General features: G+C 70.7%; 15 protein-coding genes. 10 read left to right on the top strand and 5 right to left on the bottom strand.

The window, feature by feature from the left end; all coding sequences use genetic code 11:
• The first annotated feature begins 26 nt into the window (after positions 1-26).
• The 5 genes from OIE49_RS22630 to OIE49_RS22610 all read left to right on the top strand — a co-directional run bounded on the left by OIE49_RS22630 (position 27) and on the right by OIE49_RS22610 (position 4921).
• Positions 27-590, top strand: coding sequence for a hypothetical protein (locus OIE49_RS22630; protein ID WP_326803869.1), 564 nt, complete (start codon positions 27-29; stop codon positions 588-590).
• Positions 591-610: 20 nt separating this feature from the next.
• Complete coding sequence (locus tag OIE49_RS22625; RefSeq protein ID WP_326803868.1) at positions 611-1009, top strand: hypothetical protein; 399 nt, start codon at positions 611-613, stop codon at positions 1007-1009.
• A 170-nt stretch (positions 1010-1179) separates the two neighbouring features.
• The gene (locus OIE49_RS22620; protein ID WP_326803867.1) at positions 1180-2880 is read left to right on the top strand and encodes a chitinase; all 1701 of its coding nucleotides are present in this window, start codon (positions 1180-1182) and stop codon (positions 2878-2880) included.
• 180 nt (positions 2881-3060) lie between these two features.
• On the top strand, positions 3061-3585 hold the full coding sequence (locus tag OIE49_RS22615) for a SigE family RNA polymerase sigma factor (RefSeq protein WP_326803866.1): 525 nt from the start codon (positions 3061-3063) through the stop codon (positions 3583-3585).
• A 55-nt stretch (positions 3586-3640) separates the two neighbouring features.
• Positions 3641-4921, top strand: coding sequence for a hypothetical protein (locus tag OIE49_RS22610; protein WP_326803865.1), 1281 nt, complete (start codon positions 3641-3643; stop codon positions 4919-4921).
• A gap of 67 nt (positions 4922-4988) precedes the next feature.
• Here OIE49_RS22610 and OIE49_RS22605 read toward each other — a convergent pair whose 3' ends face one another.
• The 3 genes from OIE49_RS22605 to OIE49_RS22595 all read right to left on the bottom strand — a co-directional run bounded on the left by OIE49_RS22605 (position 4989) and on the right by OIE49_RS22595 (position 7009).
• Entirely contained in the window at positions 4989-5702 is a 714-nt protein-coding gene (locus OIE49_RS22605) for a hypothetical protein (RefSeq protein ID WP_326803864.1), read from the bottom strand.
• 92 nt (positions 5703-5794) lie between these two features.
• Positions 5795-6214: a RidA family protein gene (locus tag OIE49_RS22600; protein ID WP_326803863.1), complete on the bottom strand. Its 420-nt coding sequence runs from the start codon at positions 6212-6214 to the stop codon at positions 5795-5797.
• Between the two features lie 33 nt (positions 6215-6247).
• Positions 6248-7009 carry an IclR family transcriptional regulator gene (locus OIE49_RS22595; RefSeq protein ID WP_100571914.1) on the bottom strand — a complete coding sequence of 254 codons (762 nt, stop codon included), beginning with the start codon at positions 7007-7009 and terminating at the stop codon, positions 6248-6250.
• A gap of 189 nt (positions 7010-7198) precedes the next feature.
• Here OIE49_RS22595 and OIE49_RS22590 point away from each other — a divergent pair, with 189 nt between their 5' ends.
• On the top strand, positions 7199-8464 hold the full coding sequence (locus OIE49_RS22590) for an amino acid deaminase (protein ID WP_326803862.1): 1266 nt from the start codon (positions 7199-7201) through the stop codon (positions 8462-8464).
• Between the two features lie 20 nt (positions 8465-8484).
• On the top strand, positions 8485-10128 hold the full coding sequence (locus OIE49_RS22585; RefSeq protein WP_326803861.1) for an N-acyl-D-amino-acid deacylase family protein: 1644 nt from the start codon (positions 8485-8487) through the stop codon (positions 10126-10128).
• Between the two features lie 46 nt (positions 10129-10174).
• Here the strand turns inward: OIE49_RS22585 and OIE49_RS22580 are convergent, their stop codons facing one another.
• Entirely contained in the window at positions 10175-11020 is an 846-nt protein-coding gene (locus OIE49_RS22580; protein WP_326803860.1) for a S1 family peptidase, read from the bottom strand.
• 408 nt (positions 11021-11428) lie between these two features.
• Between OIE49_RS22580 and OIE49_RS22575 the strand changes: the two genes are divergently transcribed.
• The 3 genes from OIE49_RS22575 (at position 11429) to OIE49_RS22565 (ending at position 14700) form a co-directional block, all read left to right on the top strand.
• Positions 11429-12814, top strand: coding sequence for a DUF2079 domain-containing protein (locus tag OIE49_RS22575; protein ID WP_326803859.1), 1386 nt, complete (start codon positions 11429-11431; stop codon positions 12812-12814).
• Positions 12815-12954: 140 nt separating this feature from the next.
• Positions 12955-14166: a pyridoxal phosphate-dependent aminotransferase gene (locus tag OIE49_RS22570; protein ID WP_326803858.1), complete on the top strand. Its 1212-nt coding sequence runs from the start codon at positions 12955-12957 to the stop codon at positions 14164-14166.
• 102 nt (positions 14167-14268) lie between these two features.
• Positions 14269-14700, top strand: a complete 432-nt coding sequence (locus OIE49_RS22565; protein WP_326803857.1) for an SCO4983 family protein — start codon at positions 14269-14271, stop codon at positions 14698-14700.
• Positions 14701-14881: 181 nt separating this feature from the next.
• Here OIE49_RS22565 and OIE49_RS22560 read toward each other — a convergent pair whose 3' ends face one another.
• On the bottom strand, positions 14882-16123 hold the full coding sequence (locus tag OIE49_RS22560; RefSeq protein WP_326803856.1) for a hypothetical protein: 1242 nt from the start codon (positions 16121-16123) through the stop codon (positions 14882-14884).
• Positions 16124-16451: the final 328 nt, after the last annotated feature.

The raw sequence follows: 16451 nt of genomic DNA, 5'->3' as shown, positions 1-16451 counted from the left end.
TCGCCGACTGGAGGGCTGGTTCGCCGATGAGGACACGACTGCTGATCGCGGGCCTGCTCGCCGCCGCGGCCGCCCTCACGGGCTGCGGCAGGGGCGACGCGGACTCCGCCTCCGTGCCGGTCGGCTGGAAGACGCTGAACACGAAGGGTGTCTCGGTGTCGTATCCCGCCGGCCCCGAGGGATACGTCGAGCAGAGCGCCGCCGAGCGCAGCAAGTACAACGCGGCGGCGGCCGTGCGCGAGGAGTCCGGGCGAACGGTCTCCGTCATCACCGTGCAACTGGACTTCACCCGGGCCGACTCCGCCGAGCAGGCCGCCATCGCCGCGGAGGCCGGGATCCGGATGGGCGCGAAAGTGGAGGGCGAGAAGGACGTGAAACTGGCCGGCACGGACCGGGCCAGGCGGATCGACTTCTCCTTCGACTCGACAGGCGAGGACGGCAACCCGCCCAGGGGCACGCCGGTCCGGAGCGTGATCCTGACGGGCCTGGACTCGGCCGACCGGACCTTCGCGGTCCGGATCGACGCGGCGCGGGGCGTGCTGTCGGCGGCGGACCTGCGCGGGATCATCGACTCGGTGCGGGTGCACTAGCGGTGGGGGGTACGGCTCCCGTGCTGCCGCTGGTCCGGGCCTGGGCGGTGGGCGTGGTGGTGCTCGTCGCCACCGAGTACGTGCAGATGACGCTGCTGTACGGGAATCTGGTCGGCCCGCGGGGCGTGGGCTCCTTCGGCGCGGCGCTGGCCCTGGTCCATCTGCCGAACCTGGTGTGCGTCGTGCTGGCGACCTGGGCGGCCGCGCGGGCCCATCCGGCCCCCTGGCGGGAGATCCCGGCGCGGCACGTGGTGGCGGCGTGCGCGGTGCCGGTGGCGGCGCAGCTGCTGACGCTGTCGCTGCGCTGGGAGCGGGCCGGGCTGTCGTCTCCGGCGCTGTGGATGTCGACGGGGGTGCTGCTGGCGGGGTGCGCGCTGGGCCTGCTCCTTGAGCGGTGGCGGGAGGAGGCGCAGGCATAACGGGAGTGCGCCGCAAGGAGGTTGAGCCGGGGACGACTTTGGTCTGGACCTCTTGACAACCCAAATGGTCTGGACCAACTTGTACGACCAGGGCGGTGGCCACCGCTCGTCCTGCCCTCCCCCCTCCCCCCTCTCCCCCACCGGAGGCCCCAGTGGACCGCGTACCAGGCATGCCCAGACCCACAGGACGACGGCTGCGCCTGTGGTCGGGAGCCGTCACCGCCGCTCTCGCCCTCTCCTTCGCCGGCGCCGGCCAGGCATCGGCGGCGGACGTCAACAACGCCAAGAACGCCGGCTTCGAGTCGGGCCTGAGCAACTGGACCTGCTCGGCGGGCAGCGGTACGACCGTCTCCTCACCCGTGCACGGCGGCTCCGCCGCGCTGAAGGGCACCCCGGCCGGGCTGGACAACGCCCAGTGCACCCAGACGGTCGCGGTCAAGCCCAACTCGACGTACACGCTGAGCGCCTGGGTGCAGGGCGGGTACACCTACCTGGGCGCGACCGGCACGGGCACCACGGACGTCTCCACCTGGACGCCGGACTCGGCGGGCTGGAAGCAGCTCTCGACCACCTTCACCACCGGCTCCTCGACGACCTCCGTGTCGGTGTACCTGCACGGCTGGTACGGGCAGGCGGCGTACTACGCCGACGACGTCTCGGTCTTCGGCCCCGACGGTGGCGGCGGCGGTGACCCGGCCCCGAAGGTGCCGTCCGCGCCGGGCGGCCTGGCGGTGAAGGGCACGACGTCGTCGTCGGTGTCGCTGTCCTGGAACGCCGTCTCGGGCGCGACGGGCTACAACATCTACCGCGACGGCTCGAAGGTGACCGCGGTGAGCGGCACCTCGGCGACGGTGACCGGCCTTGCGGCCGCCACCTCCTACTCCTTCCAGGTGACGGCGACGAACACGGCGGGCGAGTCCGCGAGGTCGGCCACCGTGACGGGCACGACGGCGTCCACCGGCGGAGGCGGGGGCGGGGGCGGCACCCTCGCGAAGCACGCGGTGACCGGCTACTGGCAGAACTTCAACAACGGCGCCACGGTCCAGAAGATCTCGGACGTGCCGTCGCAGTACGACATCATCGCGGTCGCCTTCGCCGACGCCACGGCCACCCGGGGCGCGGTGAGCTTCACCCTCGACTCGGCCGGACTGAACGGCTACACGGTCGACCAGTTCAAGGCGGACATCAAGGCCAAGCAGGCCGCCGGCAAGAAGGTCGTCATCTCGGTCGGCGGTGAGACGGGCACGGTCTCGGTGAGCGACTCGGCCTCCGCGACGAACTTCGCCAACTCCGTCTACTCGCTGATGCAGACGTACGGCTTCGACGGCGTCGACATCGACCTGGAGAACGGCCTGAACGCCACCTACATGACCCAGGCCCTGCGCGCCCTGTCCGGCAAGGCGGGCCCGTCGCTGATCCTCACGATGGCGCCGCAGACCATCGACATGCAGTCCACGTCGGCCGGCTACTTCCAGACCGCGCTGAACGTCAAGGACATCCTCACGGTCGTCAACACCCAGTACTACAACAGCGGTTCGATGCTGGGCTGCGACGGCAAGGTCTACAGCCAGGGCTCGGTGGACTTCCTCACCGCCCTCGCCTGCATCCAGCTGGAGAGCGGCCTGGCCCCGTCCCAGGTCGGCCTGGGCGTCCCCGCCTCCACGAGGGGCGCCGGCAGCGGCTACGTCTCGCCGACGGTGGTGAACAACGCCCTGGACTGCCTGGCCAAGGGCACCAACTGCGGTTCCTTCAAGCCCTCGAAGACCTACCCGGCCCTGCGCGGCGCCATGACCTGGTCCACCAACTGGGACGCGACGGCGGGCAACGCCTGGTCGAACACCGTGGGCCCGCACGTCCACGCCCTGCCCTGACACCCGGCAGGCCCCGTCCACGGCTGTCGCCACGCCCCTGCCCGGGGGCGCGGCGGCAGCCGTTCGGCGTTCCCGCCCCACCGCCGAATTCCCGTGAAACATTCCGGTGGGTCCACCGCATCAATGAGGTGGGGGCGCGGCCGGGGGACCACGGAGCGCCCGGGGACACAAGGAGGGCACATGAGGCAGGGCCGGAACAACTGGACTGAGAAGTACCAGGAGTTCGCGGTGACACGCGCCGGGCATCTGTACCGGTCGGCCTGTCTCCTCACCGGAGGTGACACCCATCTCGCCGAGGACCTCGTCCAGGAGACCCTCGGCCGGATCTACGTCCGCTGGGGCCGGATCTCCCGTGCCGACAACCCGGCCGCGTACGCCCAGACCGTCCTGACCCGCGTGTTCCTCGCCCACCGGCGCCGCCACAGCAGCCGCAGGGAACGCGCCACCGATGTCCTCCCCGAGATGCCCGCGCCGCGGACGGGCGGCGACGCGCCGCTGCGGCTCACCCTCCTGGAGGCGCTCGGACAACTGCCGCCCAAGGACCGGGCGGTGGTCGTCCTGCGCTACTGGGAGGACCGCAGCGTCGAGGAGACGGCGACCGCGTTGAACACCAGCTCGGCCGCCGTCCGGACCCGCTGCGTCCGCGCGCTGGCCCGGCTGCGCCTGCTGCTCGGCGACTCGCTCGCCGAGTACGCGAGCCGCTGACCTGCCCCACCCCGACCGGACCAACAACCACCCTTGCTGAAACGGCGGTTCGCCCATGCCTGATGCAGACCACGACCCCTTCGAGGAACGGCTCGCCGACGTCCTGCGGGACACCGGCACCGAGTTCGGAACCGACCAGCAGATGCTGGCCGCCCGCGGCGAGACACACGGGCGGCGGCTGCGCTCGCGACGACGGGCCGCCGCCGTCGTGGGCGGTGCCGCCGCGGTGGCGCTCGTCGGACTGGGCGGGACCCTGCTCCTTCCCGCAGGCCAAGGGGACGCCGTACGACAGCGGTCCGCGGCCGCCGCCCCGGTGGCGCCGGCCACCCCCAGCCCCACCCACACCCCCGCCGAGACCGCCTCGAAGGTCGTGTCCGGCGAAGAACTCCTCGGCATTCTCGAAAAACTGCTGCCCGAGGGGCGAATCAGCGACAACAAGGACGAGGGCGGCACGGCTGACAGGCCCAGGCCCCGGGCCGAGGTCCTGTACGACGACGGCGGAGGCAAGGCCGCCGTCACCGTGTCCCTCAACCGTGTAAAGCCCGGGAGCAGGGAGGCCCGCCAGGCAACCCAGTGCCCGGACACGATGTTCATCGTCTACGACACCTGCACCTCCACGAAGCTCTCCGACGGCTCCGTCCTCATGCTCCTGAAGGCGTACGAGTCTCCGAAGAGCCGCGGCGACAGGAAGCAGTGGACCGCCGACCTCATGACCCCGGCGGGCGGGTACATCGGCGTGCAGGAGTGGAACAGCACCGGTGGGGTGGGCTCGCCCAGCACCCGGGAACAACCGCCCCTCACCCTCGACCGGTTGAAGGCACTCGTCACCGCACCCGAGTTGCGCGCGGCCGCCGACGCCATGCCCGTCGACGCCCGTTCGGCGGCCGAGCCGGACACCGGGCCGGTCACCCCCGGCGGCTCGATCTCGGCGACTCTCAGCCGTCTTGTACCGCACGGGATCAAGATCGTCCGCAAGAGCGGTCCGGACGACGACGGCTACGGTTACGTCGTCCTGGACGACGGCAGGGGCGCGAGCCTGGTGCAGGTCAACGTCCAGCCGGACATGCGGGACGTGGAGAACCAGCTGTTCGGTCCGGACGCCAAGGTCCTGCCCGACGGCACCAAGGTCGCCACACACCAGCAGCCCGGCGAGAAGGGCATTCCCGGGATCGTCTGGTGGAGCGTGGACACCATCCGGCCCGACGGCCGGCGCGTGGTGATCAGCGCCTTCAACTCCGGGGCGCAGAACACCCCGGCGACCCGCAAGGACCCCGTGCTCACCACGAAGCAACTGGAGGCGATCGCCACCGACCCGACGTGGCATCCGCAGGACTGATCACCGGCTGGTACCGGGCCCGGGCGGCTGCCGGGGCCCGGTACCTCCGGGACGGGGATGGTCCGGGTCAGGCGTCGTCGGCGGACGGCTCGTCCGCCGTGTCCTTCCCGGCGGCCGTGTCCTTGTCCGCGTCGTCCTTGGCAGCTTCGTCCCTGGCGGCGGTCTCCTTGACGGCGGTGTCCTCGGCGGTGTCGTCCTCGGACGCCGCGCCGTCCTCGAAGTACGCGTCCAGGACCGCGTCCAGTCGCGTCTCCCACTCGGTGAAGCTCGCCCTGGACGGGGCCTCGATCTCGATGGGGTACCAGCGCCGTTCGGGGGTGTGCACGGTGATGGTGAACAGCTTGCCGAAACGGGCGGTCTCCGTCTCGACGGCGCCGATCTCGTCCCAGCGGAACTCGCACTCCTGGTCGTCCAGACAGAGGCGCACGCCGTTGTGATCGGCGACGATGCGGGCCCGGCGGTCGGCGGCCTCGAAGACGGGACCGTCGACGACCTCCTCCCGCCTCTCCTCCGGCCGCTCCTCCGGACTCTTCTCCTCCGGCCGCTCCTCCGGCCGCTCCTCTGGATGCTTCTCCTCCGGCCGTTCCGCCTCCCCGGCGGTCCCGGCGTCCTCCGCGACCGTCTCCGCGGCCGGCGGCTGCCCGGACTGCGGCGGCCGGGCGTCCTCCGGTTCCGCCGTCGCGGGTGCGGTGAGCCCGGGGATGTGGGCCGGGTCGAACCCGGCACCCTTCACGGGCTCGGCCTTCAGGGGCTGGCTGCTCGAACCTATGCGCTGCTCCACAGCGGGCAGTATGGTCGACGAACCTGTGCCGGACACAACCAGCCCCGACTTCGTTATACGAAGATGGCCAAGACGCGGATGACCAAGACGCCTCAGCCGAGCACGGCGAGCACGTCGATCTCGATGAGCAGACCCGCGGGCAGGCCGACGTAGACGGTGGTGCGGGCGGCGGGCGGCTGGGTGAGGCCCTGCTCCTCGAAGTACGTGTTGTACAGGTCGTTCATCTCGGCGAAGTGGTCCACGTCCGTGAGGTAGACGCGGATCATCATCACGTCGTCCCAGGTCGCGCCGCCCTCCTCCAGGATCGCCTTGACGTTGGCGAGGGTCTGGAGGGTCTGCTCGCGCAGGGTCGGACCGGCCGGTGTGAGCGCCTTGCCCTCCTCGGCGGGCAGGAAGCCGACCTGGCCGGCGACCTGGAGGATGTTGCCCTTGCGCACCCCGTGGGAGAACTTCGCGGGCGGGGTGGTGTGGGTCGCGGGGGTGAGGGCCGTCTTGGCCGTCGTGTCGCTCATACGAGGTCCTTCATCTCCTTCATACGGGGTACTTCATACGGGGTCCTTCACCGGGTTTCTGCCGGAGAACTCGTCGCTGACGGCGTCCGCGGCACGGCGCACCAGCGGGAGCAGGGCGAGGAGTTCGTCGGCGGTGACGACGACGTTCGGTGCGGAGACCGACATCGCCGCGGCCACCCGGCCGTCGGCGCCGCGGATGGGCGCGGCAACGCAGTTGATGGACTCCTCGTGGCCGCCGAGGTCGGCGGCCCAGCCCTGTTCGCGCACCGTCGCCAGCTCCGTCAGGAAGGCGGCGGCGTTCGGTGTCGAACGGGCCGTGTACAGCGGGTATTCGAGTCTCTGGGCGACCGCGCGCCGCTCGGCCCCGGGCAGGTCGGCGAGCAGCAGCTTGGCCACGGCCGCGACGGTGATGGCGACGGGTCTGCCGATCCGGGAGTACATGCGCACCGGGTAGCGGCTGTCCACCTTGTCGATGTAGAGCACCTCGCCGTCCTCGAGGACGGCGAGGTGCACGGTGTGCCCGCACTGCTCGTTCAGGCGCAGGAGGTGGGGATGGGCGATCTCGCGCACGTCCAGGCTCTCCATCGCCTCCTGGGCGAGGGCGAAGAGCCGGGCACCGAGGCGGTAGCGCTGGTCGGACTGGCGGTGGACGAGCCCGTGCTGGTGGAGGGTGCGCAGCAGCCGCAGCGCGGTGGACTTGTGGACGCCGAGGCGCTCGGCCACCCGCCCGAGGTCGGCGGGGCCCTCGGCGAGCAGCGGCAGGATACTCAGCGCCCGGTCGACGGTCTGGCTCACGGCGTGCGTACCTCCTCCTCGGCCTCCTGGGCCCTGCCCGGTGCCCGTCGTCCGGCCGGAAGGGGCGGCTCCCGGTCCCCCTCGTTCCGAGGCTCTGGCGTTGACCCGGCTCCGGCGGGATGCTAGACACCGGTGAGCACTGTACGCAATGACCATTGCACATTTTGCAACGGTCTCGAAGGAGGCTCGATGAGCACGGAAGCCCTCGCCCGGCTGGCCGAGGAACGGGTCGACCACCGTTTCAAGGGCCTCCCGCCGGACGCGGACGATCTGACCGTCGGCGAGCTGACCGCCCAGCGCCGCAACCTCTTCACCGACGGCTTCGCCACGCCCGTGCTCGCCCTCTCCGCCGAGCGCCTGGAGCACAACCTGCGGCTGATGGAGACCTACGCGACCCGCCACGGCCTCGCCTTCGCCCCGCACGGCAAGACCTCCATGGCGCCGCAGCTCTTCCATCGCCAACTGGAGCACGGTGCCTGGGGCATCACCCTGGCGATGCCGCACCAGGTGCGCGTGGCCCGGGCGTTCGGCATCAGCCGGGTCTTCCTCGCCAACGAGCTGGTGGACCCGGCGGCCCTGCGCTGGGTCGCCGCCGAGCTGGCCGCCGATCCGTCCTTCCGTTTCATCTGCTACGTCGACTCCGTGCGCGGCGTGCAGCTGATGGACGCGGCCCTGGAGGGGGCCGCCCGCCCGGTGGACGTGGTCGTCGAACTGGGAGCCGGTGAGGGTGCGCGGACCGGCGTGCGCACGGAGGCCGAGTGCCTCGCGGTCGCCGACGCGGTGGCGGCCACGGACACCCTGCGTCTGGTCGGGGTCGCCGGTTACGAGGGCGAGGTGCCGCAGGCGGACCCGGAGCGGGTGCGGGCGTGGCTGACCCGGCTCGTCGCCCTGGCCGTGGACCTCGACAAGGCCGGGAAGTTCGCGCGCACAGAGGAGATCGTGGTGAGCGCGGGCGGCAGCGCCTGGTTCGACTCGGTGGCCGAGGTGTTCGCCGGCATCCCCGAACTCTCCCTGCCCGTGCTGAAGTTGCTGCGCTCGGGCGCGTACGTCTCGCACGACGACGGGCACTACCGCAGGATCACACCCTTCAACCGCGTCCCCGAGGAGGGCGCCCTGGAGCCCGCCTTCCGCCTCTGGTCCCAGGTGGTCTCCCGCCCCAGCCCCGGACAGGCCTTCGTCAACGCGGGCAAGCGGGACGCGGCTCACGACCTCGACCTGCCCTCCGCCCAGGTGGTGCGCCGGGACGGCGTCGAACGCCCGGCGACGGGGATCGAGGTCACCCGCCTGTCCGACCAGCACGCCTGGCTGAGCACCGCGCCCGGCGCGGAGCTGGAGGTCGGCGACTGGGTCGGCCTGGGGCTCTCCCACCCGTGCACGTCCTTCGACAAGTGGCCGCTCATCCCGGTGGCCGAGGCGGACGGTACCGTCGTCGACTACGTCCGTACGTTCTTCTAGGAGCTTCGAAAGGCACCGCCATGGATCCGGTGGAGCTCGCCGACTACGCCGATCTGGCCATCCGGGACGCGGACGTCGCCGACGGCACCGGGGCCCCTTCCTACCGCGCCGACGTGGCCGTCAAGGACGGCAGGATCGTCTCGGTCGTGAAGGAGGCCGCGGCGGCCGGCTGCCGGCGGCCGCGGGCGCGGCGGGAGCTGGACGCGGAGGGCCTGGTGCTCGCCCCGGGCTTCATCGACATGCACGCCCACAGCGACCTCGCCCTCCTGCGGGACCCCGACCACAGCGCGAAGGCCGCGCAGGGCGTCACGCTGGAGGTCGTCGGACAGGACGGGCTGTCCTACGCGCCGGTCGACGACCGCACCCTCGCCGAGGTGCGCCGGGCGATCAGCGGCTGGAACGGCGACGGCGACGACATGGACTTCAGCTGGCGTTCGGTGGGCGAGTACCTGGACCGGCTCGACCACGGCTTCGGCGGCGAGGGCATCGCCGTCAACGCCGCCTACCTGGTCCCGCAGGGCACGGTCCGCGCGCTTGCCGTCGGCTGGGAGGACCGCGCGGCCACGCCCGGGGAGCTGGACCGTATGCGGCAGTTGGTCGCCGAGGGCCTGCGGCAGGGCGCGGTCGGCATGTCCTCCGGGCTGACCTACACACCCGGGATGTACGCGGAGGACGCCGAACTGACCGAGTTGTGCCGGGTGGTGGCGGCGCACGGCGGCTACTACTGCCCGCACCACCGCAGTTACGGCGCCGGAGCCCTCGACGCGTACGCGGACATGGTGCGGGTCGCCCGCGAGGCGGACTGCCCGCTGCACCTGGCGCACGCCACCATGAACTTCGGCCCGAACAAGGGACGCGCCGGCGAACTGCTGGCCCTCCTGGACGAGGCGCTCGACGCCGGCGCCGACATCACCCTGGACACCTACCCCTACACCCCCGGCTGCACCACCCTGGCGGCCCTGCTGCCGAGCTGGGCGGGCGAGGGCGGCCCGGAGGCGGTCCTCGGCCGGCTGTCCGACGAGGGCACCGCGGAGCGGATCCGCCACGACCTGGAGGTGACGGGCTCGGACGGCTGCCACGGGGTCCCGGTGGAGTGGGAGACGGTCGAGATCTCCGGGGTCACCGTCCCGGCACTCGCCGAGTACACCGGCCTGACGGTCCGGGAGGCGGCGGCCCGGCGCGGTGAGGAGCCCTGGACCACCGCCCGGCGGCTGCTGGTGGAGGACCGGCTGGGCACGACGGTCCTGCAGCACGTCGGCCACGAGGAGAACGTCCGGGCGATCATGCGCCACCGCGTGCACACCGGCGGTTCCGACGGCATCCTGCGGGGCAGCAAACCGCATCCGCGGGCCTACGGCACCTTCCCGCGGTATCTCGGCCGGTACGTGAGGGAGTTGGGCGTGCTGTCGCTGGAGGAGTGCGTCGCGCACCTCACCGGGCGGCCGGCGGCCCGGCTGCGGCTGCCGGACCGGGGCGTGGTCCGTGAGGGGTACCGGGCCGACCTGGTCCTGTTCGACCCGGCCACGGTCGCCCCGGGCGCCACCTTCGAACGGCCTCGCGCACTGCCGACGGGGATTCCGTACGTCCTGATCGACGGCCGCTTCGTGATCGAGGACGGGCGGCGCACGGACGTACTGGCGGGACGGGCGGTCCGCCGGACCTGAGCCACGACCGCCCGCCCCGCGCTGTGCCTTCCCGGTGCTTTCCCGGTCAGGGCTTGGGCAGGACGCAGCCGCTCCTGTTCAGGTCGAGCTGGTTGCCGGTGCCGAAGCAGGCGGGGATCTGGTAGGTCTGCTCGGCGTAGTTGATGCCCTGCCTGACGGTGACGGTGCCGTTCGCGTCGACCTCGCACGGGTTGTTCACGGTGCAGCGGCCGCCGCTCTCGTTGCCGGTGTTGTTGACGGCGACGACCTTGCCGGTGGCGGTGTCGACGACGGGCGAACCGGACGTGCCGCCGATCGTGTCGCAGGCGGAGGTGTAGCGGACCGAGTCCTTCCAGGTCCAGTCGCCCTCCTTCAGGCGGTAGACGAAGCCGTCGATGTTGCAGCTGTAGATCCGCTTCCAGTAGCCGGAGACCACCTTGATGGCGGTGCCGGCGACCGGGTGGGTGTCGCTCAGGGGCAGCGCGTTGATGCCGTAGGAGTTCTTGATCTGCGCGTAGGTGCTGGTGAGCTGGTAGATCGTGACGTCCGTGTCGGTCATGGTCGAGTAGACGACCTTGTTCGCCCGGAGCGTCGCGACCTGGGTGCCGGCCGAGTTCAGCAGGCCGAAGGTGCGGCTGGACGACTGGCCCACGACGACCTTGCCGGGCGCCGGGAAGCCGGTCTCCAGGCAGTGGCCGTTGCTGAGCACGAGCGCCGGGTCGCTGTCCGCGGAGGCGGGCAGGCGCACGACCGAACCGGAGCAGTTGCTCAGCGCGACGGTGCCGGCGAAGTCGACGGCCGCCAGCGCGGGGGCCGACGCCGCGCCGGGGGTCTGCGTGGCGGCGGCCGCGGGTGCCATGCCCGCCCCGGTGATCACCAGGGTCGCGAGCGCGGCAAGGAGAGGCTTGTTCATCTGTGGGGGTCCCCTCTTCAGACGTGAGCGACCGGAGATCTTCCGGCCGCCTGTCTTGTCATGTGCATTGTGAGGCTGCGAGGGGGCGGCCACAAGAAGCCGGTTGCGGTCACCGGAAGAGGGGCGCACCGAGCGTCGACGGGGCCGACGAAGGCGTCGCACCGCCTTCTCGTGCGGCCATTCGGCGGATTCTGACCACACGGGAGTTTGGCCGACGCCGCGTCACAGTCGAATGCCGCACACGACTGGCATCTTGATGGCTGCCAATCCCGGCTCCCGGAAGGGCTCTCGATGCAGGCACCGTCCACCAAAAGCGCAGCGGTCCCCACGCAGTCGCCGTCCAGGAAGCGGACGGCGGCCGAATCGCCGCACTCAGGCCACTTCGCCGGCACCTGGTGGATCTGGGCCATGGCGGGAACGCTGTTCGTGATGTACGCGGCGCTGTCGCTGCGCCTCCACCATCGGATGATCACCAGCAGCTATGACCTGGGAATCTTCGAGCAGGTGGTCCGCTCCTACGCGGAAGGCCACTTGCCGGTCTCCGAAGTGAAGGGGCCGGGCTTCCCCGCCCTGGGCGACCACTTCTCGCCCGTCCTGGCGCTGGTGGCGCCCTTCTACTGGGTGTGGCAGGGAGCGGAAACGCTCCTCGTCGTGCAGGCCGCGCTGATCGCCGTGAGCGTGATCCCGCTGGCCCTCTGGGCGCGTCGCGCCCTCGGCGTTCAGGCCGCCGCGGTGATCGGCGCCTGCTACGGACTGTCCTGGGGCGTCGCCGGCGCGGTCGGCTACGACTTCCACGAAGTCGCCTTCGCCGCACCGCTCCTGACCCTCTCGCTCACCGCCCTGGGCAACGACCGGCTCGTCGCCGCGGCATGCTGGGCCCTGCCGCTCCTGCTGGTGAAGGAGGACCTCGGGTTCACGTTTCTCGCCATCGGTCTCGTCATCGCCCGGCGCGGCAACCGCAGGCTCGGACTGTTCGCGGCCGCGGTCGGTCTCGCCGGGGCGGCACTCGCGCTCTTCGTGATTCTTCCGGTGTTCAGCCCGAGCGGGTCCTTCGCCTACTGGTCCCTGATGCAGGACTCCCCCGGCGCCCCCGGAACGGCCGGAAGCGGTGCGGGCGGCGGCCTGCTGGACCTGCTCCGCCGTGGCACGATCGGCCTCGTCACCCCGCAGACCAAGGTGACGACACTCCTCCTGGTGCTCGCCCCCACCCTGTTCCTGGCGCTGCGGTCCCCCCTGTTGTGGGTCGCCGTGCCGACCCTGGTGTGGCGCTTCGCGTCCAACAACGGCCTCCACTGGGGGACCGGAAACCACTACTCGCTCGTGCTGATGCCGGTCGTGTTCGCGGCGTTCGTCGACGCCCTGGTGCGGCGCGGGACGAGCGGGCCCAGCCTGCGCCGTTACCTCGCGGGCTCCGCCGCGATCACCCTCGCCGTCCTCCCGGCCTTCCCGCTGTTCCAGCTGTTCCGGCCGGACACCTGGCGGACCGATCCGCGTGTCGCCGTCGCCCGTCGCCTGATGGACTCCATCCCCGACGGTGCCACGGTCCAGGCGTCCGACCATCTGGTGCCCCAGCTGACCAACCGCACCAGCGTCAGCATCTACGGCGCCGAAGGCAACCGCCCCAACCCCCAGTGGATCATGGTGGACACCTGGGCTCCGGACGGATCACGAGGCTGGCTGGGCGCCCCGCTGAGCGCCGAAGCCGAACGGCAGCGTCTGACCGCCGACCGCCAGCGCGGATACGACCTGATGGCACTGCAGGACGGTTTCGCGCTGCTGCACTACCGCGACTGAGACGACCGCTCCCGCATACCGTCTGAAACGCGGCGAGATCCGATGAGCAGCACCACTGATGCCAAAAGTGCTCAAATCCTCCGTCTCACGTGATGGAAAACTCCCCACAATCAGTGCCATGTGGCCGTAAGCTCACGGGCATGCAGGTGATCCAGTCCACGAAGCTCGCCAACGTCTGTTACGAGATCCGGGGCCCCGTACTCGAGGAGGCGATGCGGCTGGAGGCGGCGGGTCACCGCATCCTGAAGCTGAACACGGGCAACCCGGCGGCCTTCGGCTTCGAGTGCCCGCCGGAGATCCTGGAGGACATCCTCCGCAACGTCTCCACGGCCCACGGCTACGGCGACGCCAAGGGCCTGCTGGCCGCCCGGCGCGCGGTCGTCATGCACAACCAGACCCTCGGCATCGAGACGGACGTCGAGCACGTCTTCATCGGCAACGGCGTCTCCGAGCTGATCGTGATGGCCATGCAGGGGCTGCTCGACGACGGCGACGAGGTCCTCGTGCCGGCGCCGGACTACCCCCTGTGGACGGCCGCGGTCTCCCTGTCCGGCGGCACCGCCGTCCACTACCGCTGCGACGAGCAGTCCGACTGGATGCCGGACCTCGCCGACGTGGAGCGCAAGGTCACCGACCGCACCAAGGCGATCGTCGTCATCAACCCCAACAACCCCACCGGCGCGGTCTACGACCGGGCGGTGCTCAAGGGGCTGACCGACATCGCCCGCCGGCACAACCTGCTGGTCTGCTCCGACGAGATCTACGACAAGATCCTCTACGACGGCGCCACGCACACCCCGACCGCGTCGGTCGCGCCGGACCTGCTGACCCTGACGTTCAACGGCATGTCCAAGGCGTACCGGGTGGCCGGCTACCGGGTCGGCTGGATGTCCGTCTCCGGCCCCCGCGCGCACGCCGACTCCTACCTCGAGGGCCTGACGATCCTGGCGAACATGCGCCTGTGCGCGAACATGCCGGGTCAGCACGGCGTGGTGGCCGCGCTCAGCGGGCGGCAGAGCATCGGCGACCTGCTCCTGCCTGGCGGACGGCTGAAGGAGCAGATGGACGTCGCCTACGAGCTGCTCACGCAGATCCCGGGCGTGAGCTGCGTACGGCCGAAGGGGGCGCTGTACCTGTTCCCGCGCCTCGACCCCGCGGTCTTCAAGATCAGGGACGACCGGCAGATGGTCCTGGACCTGCTCCGCCGCGAGAAGATCATGGTCGTCCAGGGCACGGGCTTCAACTGGCCCGAGCCGGATCACTTCCGAGTCGTCACGCTGCCCTCGGTCGGCGACCTGCGGGACGCGGTGGGCCGGATCGGTACCTTCCTGGACGGCTACGGCCAGTCCTGACGTTCACATTCGGTGCCCGTACGGACCAGTTCCGCGAACGGCCTCAACTTTAGACGCGTTCTAAGCTAGGATGTCTTCCGTCAGAGCACAGGAGGCCATCCCATGTACGAACCGATCCGCACCGGGCCCTCCGGCAGGTCCGTCCACAGCGCGATGGCCGGCACCCCCTCCGACTTCCCCCACCGCTCCCGCGAGGAGGAGCTGGACATCCAGCTCGCGGGCCATCTCGCGGCACTGCTCGCCGTCACGGACGAGCTGCGCGCACTGACCCCCTCCACCGACCTGGACCACGCGGCCGGACGGCTGACCGAGCAGGTGGCCCGGCTGGGCGGCGGCCACGGTCCGGCCCGCACGTCGGTGACCGGCGCCCGCGAACCGTCGGCACTGCACCAGCGGGCCCACGCGCTCGCCGGCCGCGCGCTCGTCGTCGCCGCCTCCCGGGCGGACACCGCGGCGGCGATCCTGGCGGCCGAGCAGATGGACGCGCACGCGGCCGCGCTGGGCGAGCCGCGGAAGCTGAGCCCCGCCGGCTAGTGCCACGGCGGGCAACCTTCGCCCGGGTCGGCACCGATGATGGCGGGTCGGCCCGGCTGGGGCTCGTCGGCACTAGCTGGTGCTATGAGCGGAAAAGTCTGCCGGAAAGCTCGGTGATGCGACAACGCGGCGAGGTGCCGCACCGGGCGTCGCGAGCCGGTGAACCTTTCCGGTCGCAGCACTAGGAACAGCCGGGTACGGTGCTGGGGCTCCCGCAGTTGTTGGGTCGGTTACCGGTGACTCGACTGGCGATCCGCGTCACCGAGCCGCTGGCGCTGAAGATGCCGCCACCGTTCGCACCCGTTCCCAGTGCCCGGTTTTTGGTCACCGGGCTACGGGTGAGAGCCACCGTGCCGGAGCCCGTGTTGAAGATGCCGCCACCGCGGGAGTTCGTGCCGTTGACGGTGTTGCCGGTGACCGGGCTGTCGGCGAGCCGCACCGGGCCGACGGTATTGAAGATGCCGCCGCCATGCGCGTTGGCACCGGTGGCGCTGTTGCCACTGACCTTGCTGCTTCTCTTCAGCGTCATGGTTCCGGCTTGAGCGATGCCGCCACCCTGTGCATTGGCACCGGTGACGTCATTGCCGGTGACTTGGGTGCTGGTCAGCGTTGTCTTCGTGCCGACGGCGGCGGCGATCCCGCCACCCAGAACGCTCGCGTGGTTGCCGGTGATCCGGCTTCTGTCGAGGGTCGCCGTGCCGGAACCTCCGAATGGGCTCACGAACACCGCTCCGCCAGAACTCGCCTTGTTGTTGCGGAGCGTGCTCCTGGTGACTCTGACCGCGCCATTGTCGTTGTCGATGGCCCCACCAAAGACGTCGGCGGTGTTGGTCTTGAGGCTGGTGCTGTTCAGCGTCAGTGCGGGACCGGTGCCGTTGAGCCAGATGGCACCGCCCCGGCCGTTACCAAGGCTGGTCGACGCGTGACCGTTGCTGAGGGTCAGGGCGTTGAGAGTGAGGTTTCCATTGGGGCCGTCGATTTCGAAGAAACGGAATTCGGCCGCGGTTGCGGCTCGGGTGATGGTGTCGCCCCACCCGTTGATCGTGACCTTGCTCTTGATGACCGGCAGTCCGTTGTCGTCGTTGGGCGGTGCGGCGTCGGTGAGGGTGTAGGTGCAGCCGCGCCTGAGGTTGACCGTGCCGCCCACTGTGGCGACCTTCCCGATCGCGGCTTGCAGGTCGCTCTCTCTGCAACTGGTCACGTTCACGATCCGCGGCCGGCCGACGGCACGAGTGATTCTGCTTGCCTCGACGGAGCGCTTGCCGAGCACTGGGTCGGTAGGCGCCGCAGCAGACTGCGCCACACCGAGTGGGCCCGGACCCGGTGTGGCAGCTTGTGCGGCGGCGGGAGGCGTAATGACACCAAGGGCGACGGGGGCGAGCCCCATGAAGACGGGGACGATACGAGAGATGCTCGGACGCATCAGGGCTCCTTGGGGCGGATCGCGAATGTCATTCGCGTGGGTGATACCGGAACACCGACAGAAATGATTAATGTCGCGTCAATCGACAGAAGGGCAACACGCCCGACTACAATCACAATTCAGCCGAGAGGTTCCTCGAATCCCCCGCCCGCTTCTGCCGACGGATTTCAGGCGCAGAACACCAGCGCCCACCAGCTCCGATCTGGGGGTCCCTTGATCGGCCCCCGTCCGCGCACCCGCGGCGACGCGCACCGCGGCGCCGGCTTTCCTGCGTACATTCGAGTGGTCTGTACGCCCCACATGCCTGCCGAACGGCGACGTCGACAAT

Origin of the sequence: Streptomyces sp. NBC_01788, from assembly GCF_035917575.1 — a bacterium.
Taxonomy (GTDB): Bacteria; Actinomycetota; Actinomycetes; order Streptomycetales; family Streptomycetaceae; genus Streptomyces.
The sequence above is the reverse complement of the archived record's forward strand: the minus strand, read 5'-3'. Positions and strand labels throughout refer to the sequence as shown.

What these genes read in the sequence shown, in the direction of transcription:
- OIE49_RS22580 (WP_326803860.1), bottom strand. Translation starts at nt 11,020, where the DNA reads ATGAACAAGCCTCTCCTTGCCGCGCTCGCGACCCTGGTGATCACCGGG.
- OIE49_RS22610 (WP_326803865.1), top strand. Translation starts at nt 3,641, where the DNA reads ATGCCTGATGCAGACCACGACCCCTTCGAGGAACGGCTCGCCGACGTC.
- OIE49_RS22585 (WP_326803861.1), top strand. Translation starts at nt 8,485, where the DNA reads ATGGATCCGGTGGAGCTCGCCGACTACGCCGATCTGGCCATCCGGGAC.
- OIE49_RS22620 (WP_326803867.1), top strand. Translation starts at nt 1,180, where the DNA reads ATGCCCAGACCCACAGGACGACGGCTGCGCCTGTGGTCGGGAGCCGTC.
- OIE49_RS22575 (WP_326803859.1), top strand. Translation starts at nt 11,429, where the DNA reads ATGGCGGGAACGCTGTTCGTGATGTACGCGGCGCTGTCGCTGCGCCTC.
- OIE49_RS22570 (WP_326803858.1), top strand. Translation starts at nt 12,955, where the DNA reads ATGCAGGTGATCCAGTCCACGAAGCTCGCCAACGTCTGTTACGAGATC.
- OIE49_RS22600 (WP_326803863.1), bottom strand. Translation starts at nt 6,214, where the DNA reads ATGAGCGACACGACGGCCAAGACGGCCCTCACCCCCGCGACCCACACC.
- OIE49_RS22615 (WP_326803866.1), top strand. Translation starts at nt 3,061, where the DNA reads ATGAGGCAGGGCCGGAACAACTGGACTGAGAAGTACCAGGAGTTCGCG.
- OIE49_RS22560 (WP_326803856.1), bottom strand. Translation starts at nt 16,123, where the DNA reads ATGCGTCCGAGCATCTCTCGTATCGTCCCCGTCTTCATGGGGCTCGCC.
- OIE49_RS22630 (WP_326803869.1), top strand. Translation starts at nt 27, where the DNA reads ATGAGGACACGACTGCTGATCGCGGGCCTGCTCGCCGCCGCGGCCGCC.
- OIE49_RS22590 (WP_326803862.1), top strand. Translation starts at nt 7,199, where the DNA reads ATGAGCACGGAAGCCCTCGCCCGGCTGGCCGAGGAACGGGTCGACCAC.
- OIE49_RS22565 (WP_326803857.1), top strand. Translation starts at nt 14,269, where the DNA reads ATGTACGAACCGATCCGCACCGGGCCCTCCGGCAGGTCCGTCCACAGC.